Consider the following 22,459-nt stretch of genomic DNA (forward strand, 5'->3'; position numbering starts at 1 on the left):
CCAGCAGGGTGCTGCCCGCGGCTGGACGGATGGCGCCCCTTCAGGGGCGCGGGGCTGTAGTCGATATGCGGCTCCGCCGCGTGGGCGCGACCAGCCCCCGCGCACCCGCGGCCGAAACATCGGCCCTCCCACCCCCAGGTAGGCTTCCGGCACGTGATCGAATTCGCGCGGAACGTCCGTTTGTGGTTCGCCCCCGAAGAGGTGCGCCAGGAAGGGACGACCCCCGACTACCGTTTCTCCCTCGCCAACGAGCGGACCTTCCTGGCCTGGCTGCGCACCGCCCTCGCCCTCATCGGCGGCGGATTCGCGGTGGACCAGTTCCTGCCCGACCTCGGCCGGGGCTGGCGCCTCGGCCTCGCCCTGGCACTCCTCGGCGCCGGCGTGCTCTGCTCGCTGCGTGCCGTCAACCACTGGATGCGCTGCGAGCGGGCGATGCGGCGCGGTGAGGATCTGCCGGTCTCCCGGTTCCCGGCGCTGCTGAGCGTGGTCATCGCCGTGGTCGCCGTCGCGATGGTCGTCGTCGTACTCGTCGGGTGGGAGGGATGACGCAGCCGGCCCGCGACCCCGGGCTGCAGCCGGAGCGGACCCGGCTGGCCTGGCGCCGTACGACGCTGTCGGCGACCGTCGCCGCCATCCTCGCGGCGAAGACCGCCCTGCACGGCGGCGCCTCGGCCGCCGGCGTGGTCGCCTGCGCCGCCTGCTGCGTCCTGTGGCTGGGCTTCCTCCTGGTCGCCCACCGCCGTATCCGCGCCCTCTCGGTCGCCGGCCGCCCCGCGGCACTGGCCCCCCGGTGGGCTACCGGGGCGGTGCTGTGCACGGTCGCCATCGCCCTGTGCGCCGCCGCACTGGTCGTCTGAGATCAGCCGCGGCTCAGCCCTCCTCCGGCCAGTCCACGGTGACCACCAGTTTGCCCCGGGTGTGCCCCTCCTGGCTGCGGCGCTGCGCGTCGGCCGCCGCCTTCAGCGGAAACGTCTCGGCGACGTGGACGGTGATCACGCCCTGTTCCGCGAGCGCGGTGAGCCGGGTCAGGTCCTCGGCGTCGGGCCGTACGAAGCAGTACCGGCCGCCGAAGTCGACGACGTCCGGGTCGGCGATCGAGGCCATCCGGCCCTCGGGGGCGAGCAGGTTCGCCGAGACGATCAGGGTCTCCCCGCCCACGGTGTCGAAGACGGCGGCCACCCCCTCCGGGGCCAGTCCCCGCACGCGTTCGGCGAGGCCCGGGCCGTAACTGACCGGCTCGCCGCCGAGACCGCGGACGAAGTCGTGGTTGCGCTCGCTCGCCGTACCGATGACCCGGGCACCGAGATGGGCCGCGATCTGCACGGCGAGGGAGCCGACCCCGCCGGCGGCGGCGTGCACGAGGATCGTCTCGCCGCGCTTGGCCTCCAGGGCGTGCACCAGCACCTGGTAGGCGGTGAGGCCGGCCAGCGGCAGCCCGGCGGCCTGTTCGAAGGTGAGGTTGCGCGGCTTGCGGGCGAGGGTGCGCACCGGGGCGGCGACGTACTCGGCGAAGGTACCCCGGGAGAGGAAGTCCTCGCGGACGTAGCCGATCACCTCGTCGCCGACCGCGAACTCCGTGACGGCGGAGCCCGGCTGCACGACGACCCCGGAGACGTCCCAGCCGGGGATCACCGGGAAGACGGCGTCCAGGACGCCGTGCAGATGACCCTCGCGGCACTTCCAGTCGACGGGGTTGACGGCCGCCGCGCGGACCTTCACCAGCACCGAGTCGGGGCCGACCTTCGGGTCCTTGACCTCGCCGTACTCCAGCACCTCGGGGCCGCCGTACCGGCTGTAGCTGATGCCTTTCATGCACACGACCCTCCGGGGTACCGGGACGCCACGCAACCGGGATGCCGGTACGTGCGCCGTTCGCGTGGCGGTCCGCGGGCCGGCATCAGGCCAGGCTCCTGAGCCCCGTACCGGTCCTTTCCGACGACCGAGGCGGCCCCTCACCCGGCCCCTCACCCGGCCCCTCGCCCGTGGCGGCTCCCCCGCCCCGGCGCGCGGGGAGGGCCGTCGCGCGCTGTCCGGGCCGTAGGGTGGTCCCGGTCACGTTTGGTGCACGCGCTGGACGACATACCGACTGGTCGGCATCATAAGTCGGGTCCTGTTCATTCATTCGTAGGAGCGATGCATGAGCCCCGACCACCCGCCCGGACTCGATCTCGACCGGCTGCGCGGCCTGCTCGACCGCGAGCGCCCCGGCCTGGTGACCGGTCCGCTGACCGCAAGGCTGATCGAGGGCGGCCGGTCGAACCTCACCTACGCGCTCTCCGACTCCACCTCGAAGTGGGTCGTACGACGGCCGCCGCTGGGTCACGTCCTGGCCACCGCGCACGACATGAAGCGCGAGCACCGGGTGATCAGCGCGCTGTACCCGACCGAGGTGCCGGTGCCGCGGCCGGTGCTGCTGTGCGAGGACGAGGAGGTCCTCGGCGCGCCGTTCTACGTGATGGAGTTCGTGGCGGGCACCCCGTACCGCACCTCCGACCAGCTCGTCCCGCTCGGCCCCGAGCGCACCCGTGACGCCGTGCTCTCCCTGGTGGACACGCTCGTCGAGTTGCACGCCGTGGACCCCGCGGAGGTCGGCCTCGGCGACTTCGGCCGCCCCGAGGGCTTCCTGGACCGGCAGCTGCGCCGCTGGGGCAAGCAGCTGGACGCCTCCCGCAACCGCGAGCTGGCCGGCATCGACGAGTTGCACGCGACCCTGGGCCGCCGGCTGCCCGAGTCGCCCGCGCCCACGGTGATCCACGGCGACTACCGTCTCGACAACGTCCTGATCGGCGACGACGACCGGATCAAGGCGATTCTCGACTGGGAGATGTCGACGCTCGGCGACCCGCTGACCGACCTGGGTCTGCTGGTGATGTACAGCCTGCCGCTGGGCGCGCCGGACTCCCCGGTGTCCACGACCGCCGAGGCGCCGGGCCACCCGGAGCCCCGGGAGCTGGTCGAACGGTACGCCGCCCGCTCGGGGCGGGACGTCTCGCACATCTCCTGGTACACGGCGTTCGCCTGGTTCAAGCTCGCCGTGATCCTGGAGGGCATCCACTACCGGTACACGCTGGGCCAGACGCTCGGGCAGGGCTTCGACCGCATCGGCGATCTCGTCCCCGTCTTCATCGACCACGGACTGACCACTCTTCAGGAAGGCTGACCAGTCATGGACTTCGCGTTCGACGCGCGCACCGAGGAGCTGCGCGCCCAACTCCTGGCCTTCATGGACGAGTTCGTCTATCCGGCCGAGACGGTGGCCGAGGAGCAGCGGGCCGCGCTGGCCTCGCCGTGGGACACCCCGGCCGTGGTGGAGGAGCTGAAGGCCGAGGCGCGCAGGCAGGGCCTGTGGAACCTCTTCCTCCCGGACGCCGAGTACGGCGCCGGCCTCACCAACCTCCAGTACGCGCCGCTCGCCGAGATCACCGGCCGTTCCCCGCACCTGGCGCCCACCGCGCTGAACTGCGCGGCGCCGGACACCGGCAACATGGAGGTGCTGGCCCAGTTCGGTGACGACGCGCAGAAGAAGCAGTGGCTGGAGCCGCTGCTGGCCGGTGAGATCCGCTCCGCGTTCGCCATGACCGAGCCGGAGGTGGCCTCCTCCGACGCCACCAACATCACCACCCGCATCGAGCGGGACGGCGACGACTACGTCATCACCGGCCGCAAGTGGTACATCTCCGGGGCGATGAACCCGGACTGCAAGATCTTCATCGTGATGGGCAAGACCGACCCGGACGGCACCGACATCCGGCGCCAGCAGTCCATGGTCCTGGTCCCCCGCGACACCCCGGGCGTCACCGTCAAGCGCGCGATGAAGGTCTTCGGCTACGAGGACCACTACCACGGCGGCCACGCCGAGGTGTTCTTCGACCACGCGCGCGTGCCGGTGTCGAACCTGGTCGGCGAGGAGGGCGGCGGCTTCGCCATCGCCCAGGCCCGGCTCGGTCCCGGCCGGATCCACCACTGCATGCGGCTGATCGGCATGGCCGAGCGGGCGATCGAGCTGATGTGCAGGCGGGCGGTGTCCCGGACGGCCTTCGGGAAGGCGCTGGCCCAGCAGGGCGTGGTGCACAACTGGATCGCCGACGCCCGGGTGACGGTGGAGCAGCTGCGGCTGCTGGTGCTCAAGACCGCCTGGTTGATGGACACCGTCGGCAACCGGGGCGCGCACGCCGAGATCCAGGCCATCAAGATCGCGACGCCGCGTGCGGTCGTCGACATCATCGACCGCGCGATCCAGCTGCACGGTGCGGGCGGTGTCAGCCAGGACTTCCCGCTGGCCGACCTGTACGCCGGGGCCCGCACGCTGATGATCGCCGACGGGCCGGACGAGGTGCACCAGCGCTCGCTGGCGCGGCGGGAGCTGAAGAAGTACCTGTAGGCGCCGCGCCGTCGGGGCCGGTGCGGGCACCCGCCATGCCCGCGCCGGCCCCTCGCCGTCCGCCTCGTCCCGTCCGCCTCATCCCGTCCGTTTTCGCCACCGGCCGGCCGAAGACCGGCTCGCCGGTGGTCGTCGACCGGTGCCTGAGCCGGGTCCGTTCCAGCGGTGCGAGACGGCTCTCGGCCACCAGCCGCTCGACGGCGGCGCCGGACCCGTCCGGATCCGATGCGTCCGTCCGCCGCTCGTCGGTCGTGACGGCCGCGGGCGCGCCGGGCGGCAGCGCCCCGAGCGCGTTGCCCGGCGCCCGTGGTGCGGCGTGGGTGCCGCCGAACGCGTACCTCTCCGTGCGCCACCGGTGACGGCGGCGGGCCGGTCAGCGGCCGTCCGGTCCCGGTCGCCGGTCGTGAGCCGGTGCCTCGGCACGGTCGACGGGGTCGGGGGTGCGCTGGGTGCCGAGCATGTCAGGGAGGACCATGGCGTCGTGGTCGGGGGTCTCGGGGTCGGCGTAGTAGGCGACGAGGCGGTGGCCGGGGGTGCCTTCGAGCGTCATGGACTGGTAGCCGAGGGTGAGGTCGCCGACCTGCGGGTGCCGGAAGCGCTTGGTGCCGGGGCGATGGGCGCGCACGTCGTAGCGCTCCCACAGGCGGGCGAAGTCCTCGCTCTTGAGGAGGAGTTCACCGACGAGCTGGGCCAGGTCGGGGGCGTCGGGGTCGGTGCCGGCCAGGGCGCGCAGGCGGGCGACGCAGCCACGGATCTGGCTGTCCCAGTCGGGGAACAGGTCGCGGGCGGCGGGGTGCAGGAAGTAGTAGCGCGCGAGGTTGCGCTGCTTGGCCGGCCAGCTGTCGATACCCGCGTAGAGGTGCAGGCCGCCCGGGTTGGCGGCGAGGACGTCCAGGGTGCGGCTCAGGACGTAGGCGGGGCCCGGCCGCAGGTTCTCCAGCAGCAGCCTGACCCCGGGGCGCACCGTGCGGCTGGGCGCGGTGGGCGGCTCGGGGGCGGTTCGGGCGGCCCGGGCGGCCAGACTGCGCAGATGCTCGTGCTCGTCCCCCGCCAGGCGCAGGGCGCGGGCGAGGGAGTCGACGACCGCGGGGCTGGGCCGGGTCTCCTTGCCGCGTTCGAGGCGGGTGTAGTAGTCGATGCTGACTCCGGCGAGGGTGGCCAGCTCCTCGCGGCGCAGTCCCGGGGTGCGGCGCAGCCCCGGGCCGGTGGGAAGGCCGACCTGCTCTGGGGTGATCTGGGTACGGCGGGCGCGCAGGAACCGTGCCAGCTCGTTGCTGTGCTGGTCAGAGCTCATGGGAAACAGTGTCGCAGCCCGGTGACCGGAACACGGTGGCCGTGGGGGGCCGTACCGCTCCCCGGCACGCCGCTCCCCGGCACCGCTCGGCCTGCCACGGGATGCCGGGCGGCGCGAGGGTGGTGAAGCCGCGAGGGGCTGTCGCCCCGGCGGCTTCCCGTTCCCGTTCGGAAGGCAGAACGCAGCATGCGTACCACCACCCTGGGCACCCACGGACCGCGGGTCGGCGTCATCGGCCTGGGCGCCATGGGGATGAGCTTCGCCTACGACATGGCCTCCCCGCGTGACGAGGCCACCTCGGTCTCCGTCATCCACCAGGCCCTCGACCTGGGCGTGACCCTGATCGACACCGCCGACGTGTACGGCCCCTACACCAACGAGGAACTCGTCGGCCGGGCCCTGGCCGGCCACCGCGACCGCGCGGTGATCGCCACCAAGGTCGGCATGGAGTGCCTCGACCCCACCGGCGGCCCCGGCGGTTCCCCGCTGGTGAGGCCCAACGGCCGGCCCGAGCACGTGCGGGCCGCCATCGACGCGAGCCTGCGCCGCCTGGGCACCGACCATGTCGACCTCTACCAGCTGCACCGGGTCGACCCCGAGGTCCCGGTCGAGGAGACCTGGGGTGCCCTCGCCGAGGCCGTCACCGCCGGCAAGGCCCGCCATCTGGGCCTGTCCGAGGTCGGCGTCGACGTCATCCGGCGCGCCGAGGCGATCCACCCGGTGACCACCGTGCAGTCCGAGTTCTCCCTGTGGACCCGCGACGTCCAGGCCGAGGTGCTGCCCTACTGCGCGCGGCACGGCATCGGGCTGCTGCCGTACTCGCCGCTGGGCCGTGGCTTCCTCGCCGGCCGTTTCGCGTCCTTCGACGACCTGCCGGACCAGGACCAGCGGCGCCGTCTGCCGCGCTTCCAGCAGGAGAACCTGCGCGCCAACCTGGGCATCGCGGCCGCGGTCCGCGACGTCGCCGACCGGATCGGCGCCACCCCCGCCCAGGTCGCCCTCGCCTGGCTCGTCGCCCAGGGCCCGCACGTCGTCCCCATCCCCGGTACCAAGACGCCGAAGTACCTCGCCGACAACGCGGGCGCCGCGGACGTCCGGCTGTCCCCGGAGGACCTCGCCGACCTGGACGCCGTCCCGGCGCCGACCGGCGCCCGGTACTGAGGCCGTCGCCGGTTGGGGCGGCGTCGGCTGCTCGGGCCCGTCGTCTGCTTGGGCCCGTCGGCTGCCTGGGCCCGTCGCCTGCTTGAGGCCGTCGGCTGCTTGAGGCCGTCGGCTGCTTGAGGCCGTCGGCTGCTCGAAGATGCCGCCTACTTGAGGATCTCAAGCAGCCGGTCCGCCAGAATCGCCGCCGAACGGGGATTCTGGCCGGTGATGAGATTGCGGTCCTCGACCATGTACGGCTCCCAGACCGGGCCGCGGCTGAAGTCGATGCCGACCTTTTCCTTCAGCTCCGTCTCCAGCAGCCACGGTGCCCGGGGGGCCAGGCCGACGCCCTCTTCCTCCTCGTCGGTGAAGCACGTGACCCGGTATCCCGCGAAGGGCGACCTGCCGTGGATCCTGGTGGCGAGGATCGAGGCCGGAGCGTGGCACACGATCGCGAGCGGTCTGCCCGAGGCGAGCTGCGCGGTCAGCAGGCGGCCGGCATCGGCGTCGAACGCCAGGTCCGCCATGGGGCCGTGGCCGCCGGGCAGGTACACCGCGTCGTAGTCCTCCAGGCGGACGTGCGAGAGATGGAGGGGCCGCCGCATCACCTCGGCGGAGCGGATGATCTCCTCCAGTTCGAGGGCCATCTCCTCGCCGCCCGCCATCGACGGACGCAGGCTCATCATGTCGACGTTCGGGGTCACGCCGCCGGGCGTCGCGACCACGACGTCGTGACCGGACTCCGTGATCTTCTTGTACGGCACCGCGAACTCTTCGGCCCAGTAACCGGTCGCGTACCTGGTGCCGTCCTTGAGCACCCAGTAGGTCGCCCCGCTGACGATGAAGAGGACTTTCGCCATCGCACTCGGTCTCCTTCCCCCCGAGTCGGCTCGTAGAGGAATTCAGCCGTTCCAGCCTAGACACCTCAGGGACGCAGTGCCCTCAGCAGCATGTCGGCCAGGTGGTCCGCGACCTCCTGGGGGGTCATGGGGCCCTCGGGGCGGTACCAGGTCGACAGGTGGTGGACCGAGCCGAAGTGGTAGTCGACCACGAGGTCGGCCGGGGTCGCGGTGGAGAAGACGCCCTCGCGCTGGCCCTCCTCCACGAGCGCGCGGAACCGTTCGTGGTAGCGCCGGCGCTCGGCGCGCACCTGCTTGTTCTTCTCCGGACTCAGGTGGTGCATGGACCGGAAGAAGATCATGGCGTCGTCGAGGTTCTCGATGGTCGTGACGACCACGTCCGCCGCCGCGCCCCGCAACCGCTTCTCGATCGGCTCGTCCGCGTTCGCGAAGGCGTCGAGCCGCTCCTGCTGGACGCGCAGCACGCGCGCGTACACCTCGTGCAGGAGGTCGTCCTTGGAACCGAAGTAGTGGTACAGCGCCCCCTTGGTGACGCCGGCCGCCTCCACGATCTCCTGCACGGAGGTCCGGTCGTACCCCTGCTCCGCGAAGAGCCGGGTGGCGGCGGCAAGAAGCCGCTGCGGAACAGGAGCCCCGTCTCCGTCCGTCGTCCTGGGCACTGCCGCCACCTGCCTCTCTCGTAAATCTGCTAACTCTGCTGCGGTCGGGAACGCAGTTCCCGCCGCAGGATCTTCCCACTTGCCGTTTTCGGCAGGTCGGGCAGGATCTCCACCTGGCGCGGATACTTGTAGGCGGCCAGTCTCTCCTTGCAATAGAGGGCGAGATCGTCCGGATCGGTTGCAGCACCGGGGCGAAGACTGATGTAAGCCTTGACGGTCTCCCCGCGGTACCCGTCCGGCACGCCGACCACGGCCGCCTCGCGCACCGCCGGGTGGGTGTACAGCACGTCCTCGACCTCACGCGGCCAGACCTTGAAGCCGGACGCGTTGATCATGTCCTTCTTGCGGTCGACGACGTACAGCCAGCCCTGCGGGTCCATGAACCCGATGTCGCCGGTGCGCAGTTCGCCGTCCGGGAAGGTCTCGGCGGTGGCCTCGGGCCGCCGCCAGTACCCGGGCACCACCTGCGGCCCGCGTACGGCGATCTCGCCCTGCTCGCCGAAGGGCACCTCCCGGCCCTGGTCGTCGATGACGCGGACGACGGTGTCCGGGCCGGGCACCCCGACCGCGAGGGTCCCGGAGACGGGGTCGACGGGTGCCTCCAGCTTCGGCGGCACCGAGGCGCAGGGCGCGGTGCACTCGGTCAGCCCGTAGCCGTTGCGGATGTACGGCCCGAACCCGGCGCGGAACCTCTCCACCAGGGCCGGCGGCAGCGGCGCGCCACCGGAGGAGATGTTGACGAAGGAGGCGAAGTGCTCCGGGGTGACGTCCGGGTGGGCGGCCAGGGCCATGAATGCGGTGGAGGGGCCCACCGTGTACTGCGGGCGGTGCTCGGCGAACGCCTCCAGCACCAGGCCCGGCTCGAAGCGGTACGTCAGCACGAGCGTGCCCGTACTCGTGAGGCAGGCGCAGAGCTGGCAGACCATGCCGGTGATGTGGAAGAGGGGCGCGAGGGCGTAGTAGACCGGCGCGTCGGGCAGCGCGAGCCCGGTCCGCTGCCGCTCCGCGTTGTACATGATGTTGCTGTGCAGGTTGGTGGCGCCCTTGGGGGCACCGCTGGTCCCCGAGGTGTAGCTGATCAGCGCGATGCCGGAGGGCTCCGGATCCCGCCCCTCGGGCGCCTTGCCGCCCTGCCGCGCGACGGCGACCAGGTCCTCGGCGTCGGCGGCCTGCGGCAGCCGCTCGAAGTTCAGCACGCGCGCGTCGTCACGGGTCTGGAAGTCCAGCTCGCTCGCGGTGAGCACGATCCGCACCGGCGAGCCGGCGGCCGTCTCGCGCAGATACGACTCCCAGGCCCGCTGCGAGCAGACCAGCGCGGCCACCTCCGCGTCCCGCAGGACGTGGGCGACCTCCCCCGACTTGTACATCGGGTTGACCGGCACGACGGTCGCGCCCGCCTTCCAGGCGCCGAGCAGCGCGAGCACGAAGTGCGGCGAGTTCTGCAGAACGACGGCGACCCGGTCGCCGCGCTCCAGGCCGCGCCCGGCGAGATACCCGGCGACCGAGTCGCTCAGCTCGTCGACCTCGCGGAAGCTGAGGCGGGCGTCGAAGTAGGCGAGGCAGGTGCGGTCGGGCGCCTCGGCGACGGCGGTGCGCAGCGCGTGCACCAGCGAGGCGGGCGGCTCCACCGGCCCGCGCTGGGCGTCGTCGAGCAGGGCCAGCCAGGGCTGGGCGGCATAGCCGGACTCGGTCTGCGACTGGGTCACCGGGTGGCCTCCCACTTCTGCTGGAGGTGGTTCATGTTCGTCAGCCAGCGGTCCGGGTCGGTGGCCCGCGCCTGGTAGAAGTCGGCGACCTCGGGGTGCGGCAGGATCAGGAACCGGTCCTCGGCCATCCCCTTGAACAGCGCGTCCGCGACGGCGTCCGGCTCGATCGCGGTCGGCCTCAGCACCAGGTCGCCCGCGCTGCCGGTGGCGGCGAGCATGTCGGTACGGACGCCCTGCGGACAGATGGCGTGCACCTTGAGCCCGCGGTGCCGGTAGGTCAGCGACAGCCACTCGGCGAAGGCGTACGCGGCGTGCTTGGTCACGCTGTACGGCGCCGCCCCGATCATGGTGAGCAGTCCGGCGGCGGACACCGTGGACACGAACCGCCCGCTCCCCCGCTCCAGCCAGTCCGGCACCAGCTCCTGCGCGGCCCGCACATGGGCCATGACGTTGACGTCCCAGGCCGACTCCCACACGGCCGCGTCGGCCGCCTCGGACCCGCCGGAGCCGAGCCCGGCGTTGGCGCAGTAGACGTCGACACCCCCGCCGAGCGCGTCCCGGGCGGCGCCGACGATGCCGGACGCGTCCCCCGGAAGGGCGATCCCGCCGATCTCCGCGGCGACCGCGGCCGCCTTCTCCCCGTCCAGGTCGTTCACGACCACGCGGGCGCCTTCGGCGGCGAACCGACGGGCAAGAGCGGCCCCGATGCCACCCCCCGCCCCGGTGACCACGACTCGGGCATCTTGCACGGCTCCCACCATCGGTCTCCTTCGACACGACGCGACCAGACTCGGCTCAGCAACGACACACTAACCGGTCGGTATGTTTCAGGGAAGGGTGACCGATACACCCTCAAGGGGCGTGGGGCCCTGTTCTGGCAGGGGCGCTGCAACGTGCGCCCAAGGGGCGCGGGGAACTGCGCGACCAGCCCCATGCGGCCCGCACCCGGACGACCACGGAGGCCACCCCCATGCGCCCGTCCAGACGAACTCTGCTCACCGCGGCCACGGCCACGGCAGCGGCCGTGACTGCCCTGCCCCCGGCACCCACGGCCGACGCCCACGACCACCTCAGGACCGGTTTCGACCACCTCGCCGCCGACGGCTACGCCCTCCTCGCCGCCCAGAAGGTCGGCATCGTCACCAACCCCACCGGCATCACCCCCGACGCCCGCCACATCGTCGACGTCATGCACGCCGACGCCCGCGTGAACCTCACCGCCGTCTTCGGCCCGGAACACGGATTCCGCGGCACCGCCCAGGCCGGCGGCTCCGAGGGCCGCTACGACGACCCGGCGACCGGCCTGCCCGTCTACGACACCTACCTCAAGAGCGGGCAGCCCCTCGCCGACGTCTTCACCGCCTCCGGCGTGGACACCGTCGTCTTCGACATCCAGGACGTCGGCGCCCGTTTCTACACGTACATCTGGACGCTGTACGACTGCATGGAGGCCGCGCAGCTGGCGGGCAAGCGCTTCGTCGTCCTCGACCGCCCGAACCCGGTGACCGGCCGCACGGCCCAGGGCCCGGTCCTGCACCGGGAGTTCGCCAGTTTCGTCGGCCGGCAGCCGATCGCACAGGCGCACGGGATGACGGTCGCCGAGCTCGCACGGCTGTTCAACACGGAGTTCCTGGGCACCCCGGCCGCCCTGGACGTCGTACCGATGACGGGCTGGCGGCGCTCGCGCTTCTACGACGCCTACGGCCTGCCGTGGGTGCCACCGAGCCCCAACATGCCCACCCCGGACACCGCCCTGGTCTACTCGGGGACGTGTCTCTTCGAGGGCACGAACCTGTCGGAGGGACGCGGGACCACCCGCCCCTTCGAACTGCTCGGCGCGGAGGGCATCGACGCGCGCTGGGCGGCCGCCGCCGGCGAACTGGCGCTGCCGGGCGTGCGGTTCCGGGAGGCGTACTTCGCGCCCACCTTCTCCAAGTTCCAGGGCAGAACCGTCGGCGGGGTGCAGATCCATGTGCACGACCGGGCCGCCTACGACCCCGTACGCACCGGAATCGGCCTCCTGGTCACCGCGAAGAAGGTGTGGAGCGGCTTCGCCTGGCGCTCGGACGACTGGATCGACAAGCTCACCGGATCCGCGCGCGTGCGCACGATGATCGACGCCGGCGCGGGCCCGGACGAGGTCGTCGGTGCCTGGCAGGACGAACTCGCCGCTTTCCGCCGGGTCCGAAAGGAATTTCTCCTCTACAGGTGAGGCGCGTCGTATGGCCAATCTTGCCCCGCGGCAGGACGATGCGCGCACATCGCACCGGTTCGGGGACGAGGAGCCCGGCATGGCGGATCCTGGGATGAGTGTGGCTCCCTACTGGGAGCTGACCTTCGACGCGGACGGGGACCCGGACGGCGCCGAACGCGACCGGCTGCTGGGCGAGATCGGCGGCCATGGCCTTCATGACCTGATCGTCTTCGCGCACGGCTGGAACAACGACCGTTCGGGGGCGACCGCCCTGTACCGGCGGTTCTTCGCACCGATCCCGAAACTCGCGCCGCGGGCGCGGATCGGGTACGCCGGGGTGATCTGGCCGTCGATGCGGTTCTGTGACGAGCCGATCCCCGACTTCCCGAAGTCCGTGGTGGCCACGGAGGCGGAGGAGGCGGCGGCGCCCGTCCTTGACAAGGACACCCGGCGCGCGCTCCTGGAGGCCTTTCCGGGGCGGGCCACCGTGGTCGACCAGATCGCGCGGATGCTGGACCAGCGGCCGGCGAACGAACTGGCGGAGTTCGGGCGCCTGGTACGGCTGCTGGTCGAGGTCCTCCCCGGCGGCCCCCAGCCGCTGTTCGCGGCGGACACGCTCGCGGAGGGCGTCCCGCAGAGCGAACCGGTGCTGTTCTGCGGGGACACGACGGCCCTGTGCGAGGAGTTCGCGGCGGCGCTGGAAGGTCTCCAAGGGGGCGGCGACCCGGCCGGGTTCACGGTGCCGAACCCCTGGGACGGCGCGAAGGAGTTGCTGCGGCAGGCGGCCTACTACGCGATGAAGCGGCGCGCGGGGGCCGTCGGGGAGCGCGGGCTCGGGCCGGTGATCGGCCGGCTGGCCGAGGCGGCACCGGACGTGCGGGTGCATCTGGTGGGGCACAGCTTCGGTGGCCGGCTGGTGTCGTTCGCGCTGCGCGGGCTGCCGGACGGGGTGCGCACGGTGAAGTCCGTGACCCTGCTGCAAGGGGCTTTCTCGCACTACGCGTTCGCCGCCCGGCTGCCGCACGATCCGCGCGCGAGCGGGGTGCTCCAGGGGCGGCAGAACCGGATCGACGGCCCGCTGGTGTGCTGTTACTCCCACTTCGACGAGGCGCTCGGCACGCTGTATCCGCTGGCCTCGCGGATGGCGGACGACGCCGAGTCGGCGCTGGGCGAGGACGTGGGGCGGGTGCTGGGCGCCCAGTGGGGTGCGATGGGCCACGACGGCGTCCAGGAGGTGCCGGGCACCCGGTCGGTGGACCTGGCGGCGGCGCTGCGCGGCCCGCTCGCCGCGCCGGGCTGTGTGAACGTCGACGCGGCGGCGGTGGTGAAGCGGGGCGGGCCGCCGTCCGGGGCGCACAGCGACATCGTGCACCCCGAACTGGCGCGGGTGGTGCTGGCGGCGGGGCGCATCGGGTGACCCCGCCGCCGTGAGGCATCAGCTCACCGGTGTGACGTGAACTCCACGACCTGCTGGAAGGTCGGCCGGTTCTGCCAGCTGATGTTGTAGTGCTTGATGCCGCCCAGGGTGCGCTGGACGATCGAGTCGGCGCACCACTGGTCGCCCGCCGAGCACAGCGAGTCCCCGGGGTAGACGGTGGACGCGCTGGTGCCGGCCGCCGTCTTCAGGGTGCTGATGAGGATGTCCCGGCAGGCGCTGAGGCTGCCGCCGCCGCAGTACTGCTCGGCGAGCGGCCCCGACACGGTCTGCCCGAGCACCGAACGGATGTCCTTGTCGACATAACTCCACCAGCCGTACTGGAAGGAGCTTCCGGCGTGCGCGCCGGTCGGTCCGTGGGCGGCCGACGGGGTCTCGTCGATGTACAGGTTGTTGGTGAACGCGGTGTACAGGTCGGCACCGAGGCCGGGCTGGAACTCGGCCTTCACCAGCAGCGGCCACCAGGCGTCCAGGATCCGGACGGCGTCGGAGTTGGCGTACGCCTTCGAACCCGCCGAGGTCTCCGTGCGCTTGCCGCCCGCGGTCAGCCAGGTCTGGAGCTTGGTGACGGCCGCGGCGGCCGTGGAGTCGGTGACGGTACTGCTGTTGACCACCTTCAGGAGGTCGGGCAGGACGTCCTCGGCCCGCAGGTCCGTGAGCGACGCGTCTGCCATGGCCTTGACAAGCGAAGAGCGGGTGACACCACCGGCGGCGACGAGTTTCTTGACCCGGTCGTCGAGCAGGTTGCCACGGTGCACCGAGCCGTCACCCCAGCTCGCGGTCGTGTAGTTCAGGGCCTGCTTGTTGTTCCAGGAGACGTAGTAGTCCTGGTCGATCGACTGGGGGTGCTGGGAGGCCGGGGTGTAGTCGGCCGTGTTGGTGGCCGGGTTCCAGTTCTGCCACTCGTAGGCGGCCTGCCCCCAGACCGGGAACTCGGAGTCGACCCCGCTCGCCCGCACCGGGTTGTTGCCGCTGTTGTAGTACGCGGTGTGCGAGGAGTCGGCGTAGAACCAGTTGAAGGTGAAGTTGATGTGCTGCACCGCGCTCTGGAAGGTCTGCGGGCTCTTCACGTAGTCGGGATCGTTGAGCATCTGGAAGCCGATGATCGAGTCGGCCTCGTGCATGTAGGAGGATCTCAGGGTGGTGTAGGCGACCTTCTTCCCGCCGACCGTGGCCCGGTATTCGACCGGGCCGTACTTGGTCCTCCAGACCTTCATGGTGTACGACCCGGCGGCCGTGCCGTCGGCCGTGGTGGGCTTCCAGGAGTTGGTCTGCTGGACCTCGTCCATGGCCGTGCAGGTGCCGTGGAAGAGGTAGTGGTAGTCGTCCTGGCAGAGTTCGACCGCGTAGGAGTCGATGATGTCCTGCCCGGAGGTGGTCGCGGACCACGCGTAGTCCTGGCCGCGGCCCAGTTCGACGTACATGCTCAGGCCGGCGAAGGAGGCCCCGCGGGCACTGATGCCCGGGCCCTGGATCTCCTGGAGCATGAGCAGCTGCGGGGCGAAGTAGCCGGTCTGCGGTCCGAAGACGGCGATCGGGTGGCCGCTCGCGGTGTACTTGCCGCTGACGACGAGGGCGTTGGACATGCCGCGCCTGGCCGAGCTGAGCGCGGTCTTGGTCGCCGCCGCGGAGGCGGCGCTGGCGCTCTGGTCGGCGCCGGTTCCGGTGGCGTCGTAGACCAGCGGCTCGGTCGTCACCGACCCGGCGTCCGGCAGCGCCTCGCCCTGCGGGTCGGCGGGCTTGGTGCCGTAGGGGTAGCTCTCGCCGTTGTGGACGGTGAGCACGGCCTCGGGGTCGTTGCGCTCGCGGAACGACTCCCAGACCTTGGTGCCCTCCGTCACGCCGTACTTCTCCTGGGCGGCGAGCAGCGATATGGCGTTGTTGACCTCGCCGCCGCCACCGGACCCGAACAGCGCGCCGATCACGGAGGCCAGCGCCACCAGGTCGGTGATCTTGAAGTGGTCGATCGTGCCGGCGTTGGTGATCGAGTCCTTGTGCCCGGTCAGGACGTACTCGCCGGGGAAGTAACGGCCGCTGTCGGAGGCGTCGATGTAGGAGTTGATGCCGTCGAGGTAGGCGTTGGCGTCCGTGAGGGCCTGCTGGCCGCGGGCGCCGTTGTTGGCGACGGCGTTGTCGATCTGCGCCTGGAGGTCGGCCTCGGAGTAGGGGGCGTTGCGGTAGAACTCCTGCTCCAGGCCCTGGTTGGAGGCGACGCCACCGGCGAAGGTGGTGAGCTGGCCGCGGCCGACGTGCCGGAACACGTCCATGAGCCACAGCCGGTCCTCAGCGGCGGCATACCCCGCGCCGAACTCCGTGCCGTATCTGGTGGTACCGGTGATATGAGGCACTCCGGTCGCCTTGTCGCGGACGATGGTGACGTCGCCGCGGCCGGCCGGGTTCTCCGTGGAGGCGACTTGACTGGAGGAGACCCCGAACGACGAGTCGTTGAAGAACGTGTTGATCTTCGCGTCGGTGAGGGTGGAGTACCCCGTGGCCAGGTTGTTGTAGAGGCCGAGCTGGTCCTCGGCATGGCTGGGCTGGGTTCCGAAGGCCTGGTTGAGCAGGATCTGGGCAAGGGTGGCGTTGCCGTTCTCGCCGGGCGGCAGGATGTCGGAACACTGGCCGCCGCAGTAGTCGTTCGAGGCCGCGGCCGCCGCCGGAGTCGCCTGGACCAGCGGGGAGAGCAGGCCGGCGACGAGGACGCATACGGATGCGGCTTTCAGGAACCCGGGGAGCTTGCGGGGAGTTCTCAGTTTGTCGAACAACGCGTGGTGTCTGGTGCGCCGGGGCATGGCGGCTCCTCACAACGGGGGTGGTGCCGGACGTTACCGCCGGTATCCCCGGGATTGAAGATGAACATGCGTCAAGTTTTGGAGTGGTCGCCCGCGTCGGCGCTGCCACCGGCCGTCGGTCAAGGCGGGCGGCCTTATGGACGGCATCGGAAATCGGATGGAGCCGATTCGAGTGTCGATACGTCTATACGGCAACGCCGCGCGAAGCCCGTGCGGGCGACGCCGAAGTGACCGAAGTACAGCAGCAGGTGTGACGGAGGTGCAGGGCGATGGCCGGTTTCCGGAGTCTGGCGAGACAGGTGCGAGACCCACGGTGCGATCTGGCGCTACGGCGTTACTCGCTGCGCAAGTGCCTGGAGCGGTTCGCTCCTTACGGGCACCGCGCGACCTGGGACCATCTCTGCTCGCGGGCCGGGTTCGGTCCCGAGGACCGCTCCCCCGATCCGGTGCGTCTCGTGGGCGCGCTGGATGAGCTGGAGGAGGCACGGACGGTATGGCTCGGCTATGAGAGCGAGTTCGCCGAGCGCCGCAAGAAGGAGAAGCACGACGGGCTGCGCCGCCCGGGCAGCGTGGACGACTGGCACCGGCTGACCTGGGGCGGATTCGGAGTGGCCTGGTGCGACGACCCACGGGTCCATCCCGACGGACCACTCGCCGAGGTGCTGCGACGGCTGATCGCCGCCCTGGAGCGCGCGCCGGGCACGGCCTGCCCGGTGTGCGAAGGGGAGCGCCTCATCTGGAAGTACGACCTGGACCACGAGCCCTCCGCCGGTCCGGTCTGCGCGGACTGCGGGATCCTGGTGCCGCGTCCGGTGCTCACCGCCGAGGCCCTGGCCTACGCCAGGCGCGGGCGGCTTCTCATGTCGGCCTGACCACGTGGGGGTGCGCCGGGGACGCCGCACCCCCCAACTGCCGGTGACCTGGCCGTTGTCAGTGGCGACCGGCACCATCGGAGCATGGAGCTACAGGTCTGCCTGAACGGACGCCGCGGCGGCGCCGACGGCGTGGGGGTGCCGCTGTCACCGGTGGCGCTGGCGGAATCCGCCGCCGAGGCGGTCGCGGCCGGGGCCACGGAGGTCCATGTGCACCCGAGGACCCCGTGCGGACGGGAGAGCCTGTCCCCACGCGTGGTCGAACCGACGGTGGACGCGCTCCGCGCACGGCTGCGCGTACCGATAGGAGTGACCACCGGCGCCTGGGCCGCCCCGGAGCCGGGGCTGCGCCTGAAGCGGGTGAGCACCTGGTCCGTCCTGCCCGACTTCGCCTCGGTCAACTGGCACGAGCCGGGCGCCGAGGAGGTCGCGGAGCAGTTGCTGGCCATGGGGATCGGTGTGGAGGCGGGCATCTGGTCCGGCACGGACGGGGCGGCGCGGTTCGCGGCCTCGCCGCTGGGGCCCCGTGTGCTCCGGGTGCTGGCCGAGGTGACGGACCCCGACCCGGCCACCGCCGAGGAGTCGGCACGGGCCCTGCTCACCGAGCTGGGCCCGGCCCACGGCCGGCCGGTCCTGCTGCACGGCGAGGAGGGCGGCACCTGGCCGGTGCTGCGGCTGGCGGGCCGGCTGGGCCTCGCGACCCGGATCGGGCTGGAGGACACCCTGCTGCTGCCGGACGGCGAACGGGCCCTGTCCAACGCCCGGTTGGTGACCGAGGGGCTGCACCAGTACGGACGGTGACCGACGCGGGCCTACTGCGCGCGCTCCGTGCGTTCCGGCAGCAGACGGGACCCCGCCCGTCGTTCGCCGAACGCGTCGTCCGGGTTGGACAGCACGCACGTGTCCAGCGACAGACAGCCGCAGCCGATGCAGTCGGTCAGATGATCCCGCAGGCGGTTGAGCTGCTTGATGCGCTCGTCGAGTTCCGCACGCCAGGCCGCCGAGAGACGGGCCCAGTCCTCGCGGGTCGGCGTGCGCTCCTCGGGGAGTCGGGAGAGGGCCTCGCGGATCGTCGCGAGCGGGATGCCGACCCGCTGCGCCGCCCGGACGAAGGCGACCCGCCGCAGTGTGTCGCGGGTGTAGCGACGCTGGTTGCCGGAGGTCCGCCGACTGCTGATGAGGCCCTTGGACTCGTAGAAGTGCAGCGCGGAGACGGCGGCGCCGCTGCGCGCGGCCAACTGGCCCACGGTCAGCTCGTGGATCTTCTCGGGAATCTGCGGCACCCGTCAGAGACTACCCAGCGGGTGTGGGTCGCGGTCCGTTGACAGGGAGCCCGCACCCGACCATGCTAAGCAGTTGCTTAGACATGGCAGTGCGTGATCCCGCGAGTGCGAGAGGGCCGGCAACATGGCAGAACCGAGGATCTTCACCTCCCCCGACGAGCTGAAGGCGGCCGTGGGCGAGCAGCTGGGCCACACCGACTGGCTGGAGGTCGACCAGAAGCGGATCGACCTGTTCGCGGAGGCGACCGGCGACCACCAGTGGATCCACGTCGATCCGGAGAAGGCGGCCGCCGGCCCGTTCGGCACGACCATCGCGCACGGCTATCTCACCCTGTCGCTCCTCCCGCTCTTCGGTCCCCAGCTGATCAAGGTCGAGGGCGTGAAGATGGGCGTGAACTACGGCACCAACAAGGTCCGTTTCCCCGCTCCCGTCCCGGTCGGCTCGCGGCTGCGCGCCACCGCGACCATCACCGACGTGGCGGACGTCACGGGAGGTGTCCAGGTGACGGTCGCCTTCACCGTGGAGCGCGAGGGCGGCGACAAGCCGGTCTGCGTCGCGGAGTCGGTCTCCCGCTACTACCTCTGAGCGGCCCCGCGGCTACTTGGCACCGACCATCCGCAGCACGAGGTCGGCGTAGAGCGCGCCGACCTCCTCGGGGGTCCGGGGGCCGTTGACGTTGAACCAGCGGGCGACGTCGATGCAGAGCGACAGCACCGCGAGGGTGGTGCCGTGCACGTCGATGACGTCGAACTCGCCGGCGGCGACGCCCTCCTGGATGATTCCGCGCACCTCGGCGTCGACCTGGCGGCGCAGGTCGAGGATCTCGGCGCGGGCGTCGGGGCCGAGTGCCTCGAGTTCGTACTGCACGACCCGGGCGGTGGTGCGCCGCCCGGCGTGCCAGCGGACGAAGGAGCTGACCGCGTCGGCGAGCCGCTCGGTGGCGGTGCCCTCGCGCCGGGCGGCCGTCCGGAGAATGTCCAGGGCCTTGTCGTGACCGATGCGGCTGATCCGGTGGAGCAGCTCTTCCTTGGTCTTGTAGTGGATGTAGAGCGCGGCGGGGCTCATGCCGGCCCGGCCCGCGATGTCGCGGGTGGTGGTGGCGTGGTAGCCGCGTTCGGCGAAGGCCTCCACAGCGGCGACCAGCAGGCGCCGGGCCGCGTCAGGGGTGACCTCTTCCCACGGCTCGACCTCGCCGCCGGCCGTCTCCTCCGCCGTACTCATCGCTCGCTCGCCCCTCTCGATACCGGAGCTCCACCATACCGCCCAAGCTGAGCGAGCGCTTAGTGTGCCCGCTCAGAGCTTTCCCGGGCGGCGTGGCCTCAGAGCTTCTCGAAGGGGTCGTGCTCGGCGAGCAGCTTCTCCAGCCTGGCCTGGTCGACGCGGCTGACGAGCTGCCCGGCCTCCTGGCGGTCACGGACCACCTTGGCGAGCGTGAAGGCGGAGGTGACGAGGTAGAGCACGGCGATGCCGAGGAAGCCGCGTACCCAGGCGTCGGCGTGCAGCCGGAAGATGCCGATGACGGTGGCCGTCATGGCGAGGGCGAAGGAGGCGACGGCCTGACCGTAGAAGGCCGCCGTGTTCTGGTGTCTGACCGGTGTCTCACTCATGGTCCGAGCATCGGCGTGCGTGGCCCCCGCCACATCCGTCGGGATACTCAGGGACGTACTCAGAACGCCGAAACACCCGTGAGCGCCCGCCCGATGAGCAGCTTCTGGATCTGACTGGTGCCCTCGTACAGGGTCATCACGCGGGCGTCGCGCAGGAGTTTGCCGACCGGGTACTCGTCGATGTAGCCGTAGCCGCCGAAGACCTGGAGGGCGTTGTTGGCGGCGCGCACCGCGGCCTCGGAGGCGAAGAGCTTGGCCTTGGAGGACTCGGTGGCGAACGGCAGCCCCCGGTCGATCAGATCGGCGACCCGCCAGGTCAGCAGCCGGGCCGCGTCCACGTCGACGGCGATGTCGCTGATCAGCTCCTGGACCAGCTGGTGTCCGGCGATCGGCGTGCCGAACTGCTCGCGCTCACCCGCGTACCTGACGGCCGCGTCCAGTGCGGCCTGCGCTATCCCGACACAGCCGGCGGCGACCGACATCCGCCCCTTGGCCAGCGCCGACATGGCGACCGAGAAACCCTTGCCCTCCGGGCCGAGCATCGCCGAGGCGGGGACCCGGACGTTCTCCAGGACGAGCTCGGCGGTGGCCTGGCCGCGCAGGCCCAGCTTGCCGTGGAGGGGACGGCGGGTGAGGCCGGGGGTGCCGGCCGGCACGAGGAAGGCGGAGACGCCCTTGTGGCCGGGGGCGTCGGTGGAGCGGGCGAAGAGGAGGACGACGTCGGCCCAAGTGCCGTTGGTGATGAACATCTTGGTGCCGTTGACGACGTAGTCGTCACCGTCGCGCACGGCCCGCGTGGTGAGGTTGCCCGCGTCGGAGCCGGTGCCCGGTTCGGTGAGACCGAAGCAGCCGACGTACGCGCCGGAGGTGAGCCCGGGCAGCCAGCGCCGCTTCTGCTCCTCGGTCCCCCAGGCGGCGACGGTCTTGGCGACGAGGCCGAGGGAGACCGACACGATGCCGCGCACCGAGGAGTCCCCGCGGCCCAGTTCCTCCGTGACCAGGCAGTACGCGAGATGGTCGCCGCCGGAGCCGCCGTACTCCTCGTCGATGGTCAGCCCCAGGAAACCGATCTCGCCGAGCTTCTTGACGATGCCCCGGTCGACCTCCTCGGCGCGGTCCCAGGCGGTCGCGTTCGGGGCGATCTCGCGGTCGACGAAGTCCCGGGCGAGCCGGCGTACGGCGGTCTGCTCCTCGCTGAGCCCCAGGTTCACCATGCGATCACCCTTTAATTAGCACTGCTAGTTTATTCCCCCGGGCCTACTATGTGCGCCATGGCCCGACCGCGCAAGCCCCTCCTCAGCACCGACCGGATCGTCCAGGCGGCCCGGGAACTCGTGGACGCGGAGGGCCTCGCGGCCCTCTCCACGCGGCGGCTCGCGGCCGAGCTGGGGGTGAGCGGGCCCTCGCTCTACAACCACTTCCGCACCAAGGACGAGATCCTGGAGGCGGTCGCGGACTCGGTCAGCGCGCAGGTCGACCTGTCGATGTTCGAGAATCTCGGGCAGGACGCCGACCGGGACTGGCGGACCGCGCTGCACGACTGGGCGGTGTCGTACCGCACCGCGCTGCGCGACCACCCGAACATCGTCCCGGTCCTCGCCCGGGGCCCCGGCCGCCGGCCGGCCGGACTCCGGCTCGCCGACGCGGTCTACGGCGCGATGGTGGGCGCGGGGTGGCCGCCGGCGCAGGCGACGTCCATCGGGGCGCTGATGCGGTACTTCATCATGGGGTCGGCGCTGGGGTCGTTCGCCGGGGGCTTCGTGGACGACGTGAGCGCGTACGACCCGGCCGACTATCCGCATCTCGGACAGGCGCATCTCCTCTCGGAACGCCAGGAGAAGATCGACGCGCGGGCGTTCGAGACGGGGTTGCGGGCGTTGCTGGACGGGTTGAGTGAACAGTTCGCGCGGGTGAAGGAGACGACGGCGTAGGGGCGACGTCGGCACGTGGTCGGCCGCGGGCCGGCGGGGGCCGGACCCGCCCACGCGGCGGAGCCGCAGATCGACACGGCCCCGCGCCCCTTGCGGCGCGCTGCCCGGCCGCGTCTCTCATCCAGCCGCGGGCAGCGTGTCAGCTGATTCAGCCGCGGGCAGCGTGTCAGCTGATTCAGCCGCGGGCAGTATGTCAGCTGATTCAGCCGCGGGCAGTCGTGCCGCTGGGGCGGCACGGGTGGGCGCGGGCGGCACCCTGCCGGCGCCGGTAAGCGTCCCCACCCCCGGCCCCAGCCCCGCC

At 71.7% G+C, this 22,459-nt stretch carries 22 protein-coding genes; 11 read left to right on the plus strand and 11 right to left on the minus strand.

Annotated elements, in window-relative coordinates; translation table 11 throughout:
- The first annotated feature begins 153 nt into the window (after nucleotides 1–153).
- Together AB0P24_RS01890 and AB0P24_RS01895 are read left to right on the plus strand one after the other, a co-directional pair.
- Entirely contained in the window at nucleotides 154–546 is a 393-nt protein-coding gene (locus tag AB0P24_RS01890) for a DUF202 domain-containing protein (protein ID WP_365789986.1), read from the plus strand.
- The gene (locus AB0P24_RS01895) at nucleotides 543–857 is read left to right on the plus strand and encodes a DUF202 domain-containing protein (RefSeq protein WP_365789987.1); all 315 of its coding nucleotides are present in this window, start codon (nucleotides 543–545) and stop codon (nucleotides 855–857) included. The genes AB0P24_RS01890 and AB0P24_RS01895 overlap by 4 nt, the downstream gene beginning before the upstream one ends.
- Nucleotides 858–870: 13 nt before the next feature.
- Here the strand turns inward: AB0P24_RS01895 and AB0P24_RS01900 are convergent, their stop codons facing one another.
- Nucleotides 871–1,812 (minus strand): NADP-dependent oxidoreductase, encoded by a 942-nt coding sequence (locus tag AB0P24_RS01900; RefSeq protein ID WP_365789989.1) that lies wholly within the window; start codon nucleotides 1,810–1,812, stop codon nucleotides 871–873.
- Nucleotides 1,813–2,137: 325 nt separating this feature from the next.
- Between AB0P24_RS01900 and AB0P24_RS01905 the strand changes: the two genes are divergently transcribed.
- Nucleotides 2,138–3,160, plus strand: coding sequence for a phosphotransferase family protein (locus tag AB0P24_RS01905; protein WP_365789991.1), 1,023 nt, complete (start codon nucleotides 2,138–2,140; stop codon nucleotides 3,158–3,160).
- Nucleotides 3,161–3,166: 6 nt separating this feature from the next.
- A complete protein-coding gene (locus AB0P24_RS01910; RefSeq protein ID WP_365789993.1) occupies nucleotides 3,167–4,381 on the plus strand; it encodes an acyl-CoA dehydrogenase family protein in 1,215 nt (404 codons plus the stop codon).
- A 373-nt stretch (nucleotides 4,382–4,754) separates the two neighbouring features.
- On the opposite strand, the gene AB0P24_RS01915 is transcribed toward AB0P24_RS01910, so the two are convergent.
- Complete coding sequence (locus AB0P24_RS01915; protein WP_365789995.1) at nucleotides 4,755–5,675, minus strand: helix-turn-helix transcriptional regulator; 921 nt, start codon at nucleotides 5,673–5,675, stop codon at nucleotides 4,755–4,757.
- A gap of 186 nt (nucleotides 5,676–5,861) precedes the next feature.
- On the opposite strand from AB0P24_RS01915, the gene AB0P24_RS01920 reads away from it, so the two are divergent.
- Nucleotides 5,862–6,836 carry an aldo/keto reductase gene (locus AB0P24_RS01920; RefSeq protein ID WP_365789997.1) on the plus strand — a complete coding sequence of 325 codons (975 nt, stop codon included), beginning with the start codon at nucleotides 5,862–5,864 and terminating at the stop codon, nucleotides 6,834–6,836.
- Nucleotides 6,837–6,982: 146 nt separating this feature from the next.
- On the opposite strand, the gene AB0P24_RS01925 is transcribed toward AB0P24_RS01920, so the two are convergent.
- The 4 genes from AB0P24_RS01925 to AB0P24_RS01940 form a co-directional block, all read right to left on the minus strand.
- Entirely contained in the window at nucleotides 6,983–7,678 is a 696-nt protein-coding gene (locus tag AB0P24_RS01925; protein ID WP_365789999.1) for a type 1 glutamine amidotransferase domain-containing protein, read from the minus strand.
- A 65-nt stretch (nucleotides 7,679–7,743) separates the two neighbouring features.
- Complete coding sequence (locus tag AB0P24_RS01930) at nucleotides 7,744–8,337, minus strand: TetR/AcrR family transcriptional regulator (RefSeq protein ID WP_365790001.1); 594 nt, start codon at nucleotides 8,335–8,337, stop codon at nucleotides 7,744–7,746.
- A gap of 29 nt (nucleotides 8,338–8,366) precedes the next feature.
- On the minus strand, nucleotides 8,367–10,043 hold the full coding sequence (locus AB0P24_RS01935; protein ID WP_365790003.1) for an AMP-binding protein: 1,677 nt from the start codon (nucleotides 10,041–10,043) through the stop codon (nucleotides 8,367–8,369).
- Nucleotides 10,040–10,804 (minus strand): SDR family NAD(P)-dependent oxidoreductase, encoded by a 765-nt coding sequence (locus tag AB0P24_RS01940; RefSeq protein WP_365790005.1) that lies wholly within the window; start codon nucleotides 10,802–10,804, stop codon nucleotides 10,040–10,042. The genes AB0P24_RS01935 and AB0P24_RS01940 overlap by 4 nt, the downstream gene beginning before the upstream one ends.
- A 209-nt stretch (nucleotides 10,805–11,013) precedes the next feature.
- On the opposite strand from AB0P24_RS01940, the gene AB0P24_RS01945 reads away from it, so the two are divergent.
- Nucleotides 11,014–12,255 carry a DUF1343 domain-containing protein gene (locus AB0P24_RS01945; protein ID WP_365790008.1) on the plus strand — a complete coding sequence of 414 codons (1,242 nt, stop codon included), beginning with the start codon at nucleotides 11,014–11,016 and terminating at the stop codon, nucleotides 12,253–12,255.
- Nucleotides 12,256–12,334: 79 nt separating this feature from the next.
- The gene (locus AB0P24_RS01950; RefSeq protein WP_365790010.1) at nucleotides 12,335–13,654 is read left to right on the plus strand and encodes a serine-threonine protein kinase; all 1,320 of its coding nucleotides are present in this window, start codon (nucleotides 12,335–12,337) and stop codon (nucleotides 13,652–13,654) included.
- A 23-nt stretch (nucleotides 13,655–13,677) separates the two neighbouring features.
- Here the strand turns inward: AB0P24_RS01950 and AB0P24_RS01955 are convergent, their stop codons facing one another.
- Nucleotides 13,678–16,464 carry a penicillin acylase family protein gene (locus tag AB0P24_RS01955; protein ID WP_365790012.1) on the minus strand — a complete coding sequence of 929 codons (2,787 nt, stop codon included), beginning with the start codon at nucleotides 16,462–16,464 and terminating at the stop codon, nucleotides 13,678–13,680.
- A gap of 269 nt (nucleotides 16,465–16,733) precedes the next feature.
- On the opposite strand from AB0P24_RS01955, the gene AB0P24_RS01960 reads away from it, so the two are divergent.
- Nucleotides 16,734–17,336 carry a hypothetical protein gene (locus tag AB0P24_RS01960; RefSeq protein ID WP_365790014.1) on the plus strand — a complete coding sequence of 201 codons (603 nt, stop codon included), beginning with the start codon at nucleotides 16,734–16,736 and terminating at the stop codon, nucleotides 17,334–17,336.
- 84 nt (nucleotides 17,337–17,420) lie between these two features.
- Nucleotides 17,421–18,137 (plus strand): 3-keto-5-aminohexanoate cleavage protein, encoded by a 717-nt coding sequence (locus AB0P24_RS01965; RefSeq protein WP_365790016.1) that lies wholly within the window; start codon nucleotides 17,421–17,423, stop codon nucleotides 18,135–18,137.
- 11 nt (nucleotides 18,138–18,148) lie between these two features.
- Here AB0P24_RS01965 and soxR read toward each other — a convergent pair whose 3' ends face one another.
- Entirely contained in the window at nucleotides 18,149–18,619 is a 471-nt protein-coding gene (soxR, locus tag AB0P24_RS01970; RefSeq protein WP_365790018.1) for a redox-sensitive transcriptional activator SoxR, read from the minus strand.
- Between the two features lie 124 nt (nucleotides 18,620–18,743).
- On the opposite strand from soxR, the gene AB0P24_RS01975 reads away from it, so the two are divergent.
- Nucleotides 18,744–19,205, plus strand: coding sequence for a MaoC family dehydratase (locus AB0P24_RS01975; protein ID WP_365790020.1), 462 nt, complete (start codon nucleotides 18,744–18,746; stop codon nucleotides 19,203–19,205).
- A gap of 12 nt (nucleotides 19,206–19,217) precedes the next feature.
- On the opposite strand, the gene AB0P24_RS01980 is transcribed toward AB0P24_RS01975, so the two are convergent.
- From AB0P24_RS01980 to AB0P24_RS01990, 3 genes are all read right to left on the minus strand, one after another.
- Nucleotides 19,218–19,841, minus strand: coding sequence for a TetR/AcrR family transcriptional regulator (locus AB0P24_RS01980; RefSeq protein WP_181805930.1), 624 nt, complete (start codon nucleotides 19,839–19,841; stop codon nucleotides 19,218–19,220).
- 98 nt (nucleotides 19,842–19,939) lie between these two features.
- Nucleotides 19,940–20,227, minus strand: a complete 288-nt coding sequence (locus AB0P24_RS01985) for a YiaA/YiaB family inner membrane protein (protein WP_365790022.1) — start codon at nucleotides 20,225–20,227, stop codon at nucleotides 19,940–19,942.
- 59 nt (nucleotides 20,228–20,286) lie between these two features.
- Nucleotides 20,287–21,438, minus strand: a complete 1,152-nt coding sequence (locus AB0P24_RS01990; RefSeq protein WP_365790171.1) for an acyl-CoA dehydrogenase family protein — start codon at nucleotides 21,436–21,438, stop codon at nucleotides 20,287–20,289.
- A gap of 60 nt (nucleotides 21,439–21,498) precedes the next feature.
- Between AB0P24_RS01990 and AB0P24_RS01995 the strand changes: the two genes are divergently transcribed.
- Nucleotides 21,499–22,158 carry a TetR/AcrR family transcriptional regulator gene (locus AB0P24_RS01995; RefSeq protein WP_365790024.1) on the plus strand — a complete coding sequence of 220 codons (660 nt, stop codon included), beginning with the start codon at nucleotides 21,499–21,501 and terminating at the stop codon, nucleotides 22,156–22,158.
- The last annotated feature ends 301 nt before the right edge of the window (nucleotides 22,159–22,459 follow it).

The sequence above is a fragment of the Streptomyces sp. NPDC086519 genome, assembly GCF_040686075.1.
In the GTDB taxonomy this organism is placed as follows: domain Bacteria; phylum Actinomycetota; class Actinomycetes; order Streptomycetales; family Streptomycetaceae; genus Streptomyces; species Streptomyces shenzhenensis.

What these genes read in the sequence shown, in the direction of transcription:
- AB0P24_RS01895 (WP_365789987.1), top strand. Translation starts at nt 543, where the DNA reads ATGACGCAGCCGGCCCGCGACCCCGGGCTGCAGCCGGAGCGGACCCGG.
- AB0P24_RS01900 (WP_365789989.1), bottom strand. Translation starts at nt 1,812, where the DNA reads ATGAAAGGCATCAGCTACAGCCGGTACGGCGGCCCCGAGGTGCTGGAG.
- AB0P24_RS01905 (WP_365789991.1), top strand. Translation starts at nt 2,138, where the DNA reads ATGAGCCCCGACCACCCGCCCGGACTCGATCTCGACCGGCTGCGCGGC.
- AB0P24_RS01910 (WP_365789993.1), top strand. Translation starts at nt 3,167, where the DNA reads ATGGACTTCGCGTTCGACGCGCGCACCGAGGAGCTGCGCGCCCAACTC.
- AB0P24_RS01915 (WP_365789995.1), bottom strand. Translation starts at nt 5,675, where the DNA reads ATGAGCTCTGACCAGCACAGCAACGAGCTGGCACGGTTCCTGCGCGCC.
- AB0P24_RS01920 (WP_365789997.1), top strand. Translation starts at nt 5,862, where the DNA reads ATGCGTACCACCACCCTGGGCACCCACGGACCGCGGGTCGGCGTCATC.
- AB0P24_RS01925 (WP_365789999.1), bottom strand. Translation starts at nt 7,678, where the DNA reads ATGGCGAAAGTCCTCTTCATCGTCAGCGGGGCGACCTACTGGGTGCTC.
- AB0P24_RS01940 (WP_365790005.1), bottom strand. Translation starts at nt 10,804, where the DNA reads ATGGTGGGAGCCGTGCAAGATGCCCGAGTCGTGGTCACCGGGGCGGGG.
- AB0P24_RS01945 (WP_365790008.1), top strand. Translation starts at nt 11,014, where the DNA reads ATGCGCCCGTCCAGACGAACTCTGCTCACCGCGGCCACGGCCACGGCA.
- AB0P24_RS01950 (WP_365790010.1), top strand. Translation starts at nt 12,335, where the DNA reads ATGGCGGATCCTGGGATGAGTGTGGCTCCCTACTGGGAGCTGACCTTC.
- AB0P24_RS01955 (WP_365790012.1), bottom strand. Translation starts at nt 16,464, where the DNA reads ATGCCCCGGCGCACCAGACACCACGCGTTGTTCGACAAACTGAGAACT.
- AB0P24_RS01960 (WP_365790014.1), top strand. Translation starts at nt 16,734, where the DNA reads ATGGCCGGTTTCCGGAGTCTGGCGAGACAGGTGCGAGACCCACGGTGC.
- AB0P24_RS01965 (WP_365790016.1), top strand. Translation starts at nt 17,421, where the DNA reads ATGGAGCTACAGGTCTGCCTGAACGGACGCCGCGGCGGCGCCGACGGC.
- AB0P24_RS01975 (WP_365790020.1), top strand. Translation starts at nt 18,744, where the DNA reads ATGGCAGAACCGAGGATCTTCACCTCCCCCGACGAGCTGAAGGCGGCC.
- AB0P24_RS01980 (WP_181805930.1), bottom strand. Translation starts at nt 19,841, where the DNA reads ATGAGTACGGCGGAGGAGACGGCCGGCGGCGAGGTCGAGCCGTGGGAA.
- AB0P24_RS01985 (WP_365790022.1), bottom strand. Translation starts at nt 20,227, where the DNA reads ATGAGTGAGACACCGGTCAGACACCAGAACACGGCGGCCTTCTACGGT.
- AB0P24_RS01995 (WP_365790024.1), top strand. Translation starts at nt 21,499, where the DNA reads ATGGCCCGACCGCGCAAGCCCCTCCTCAGCACCGACCGGATCGTCCAG.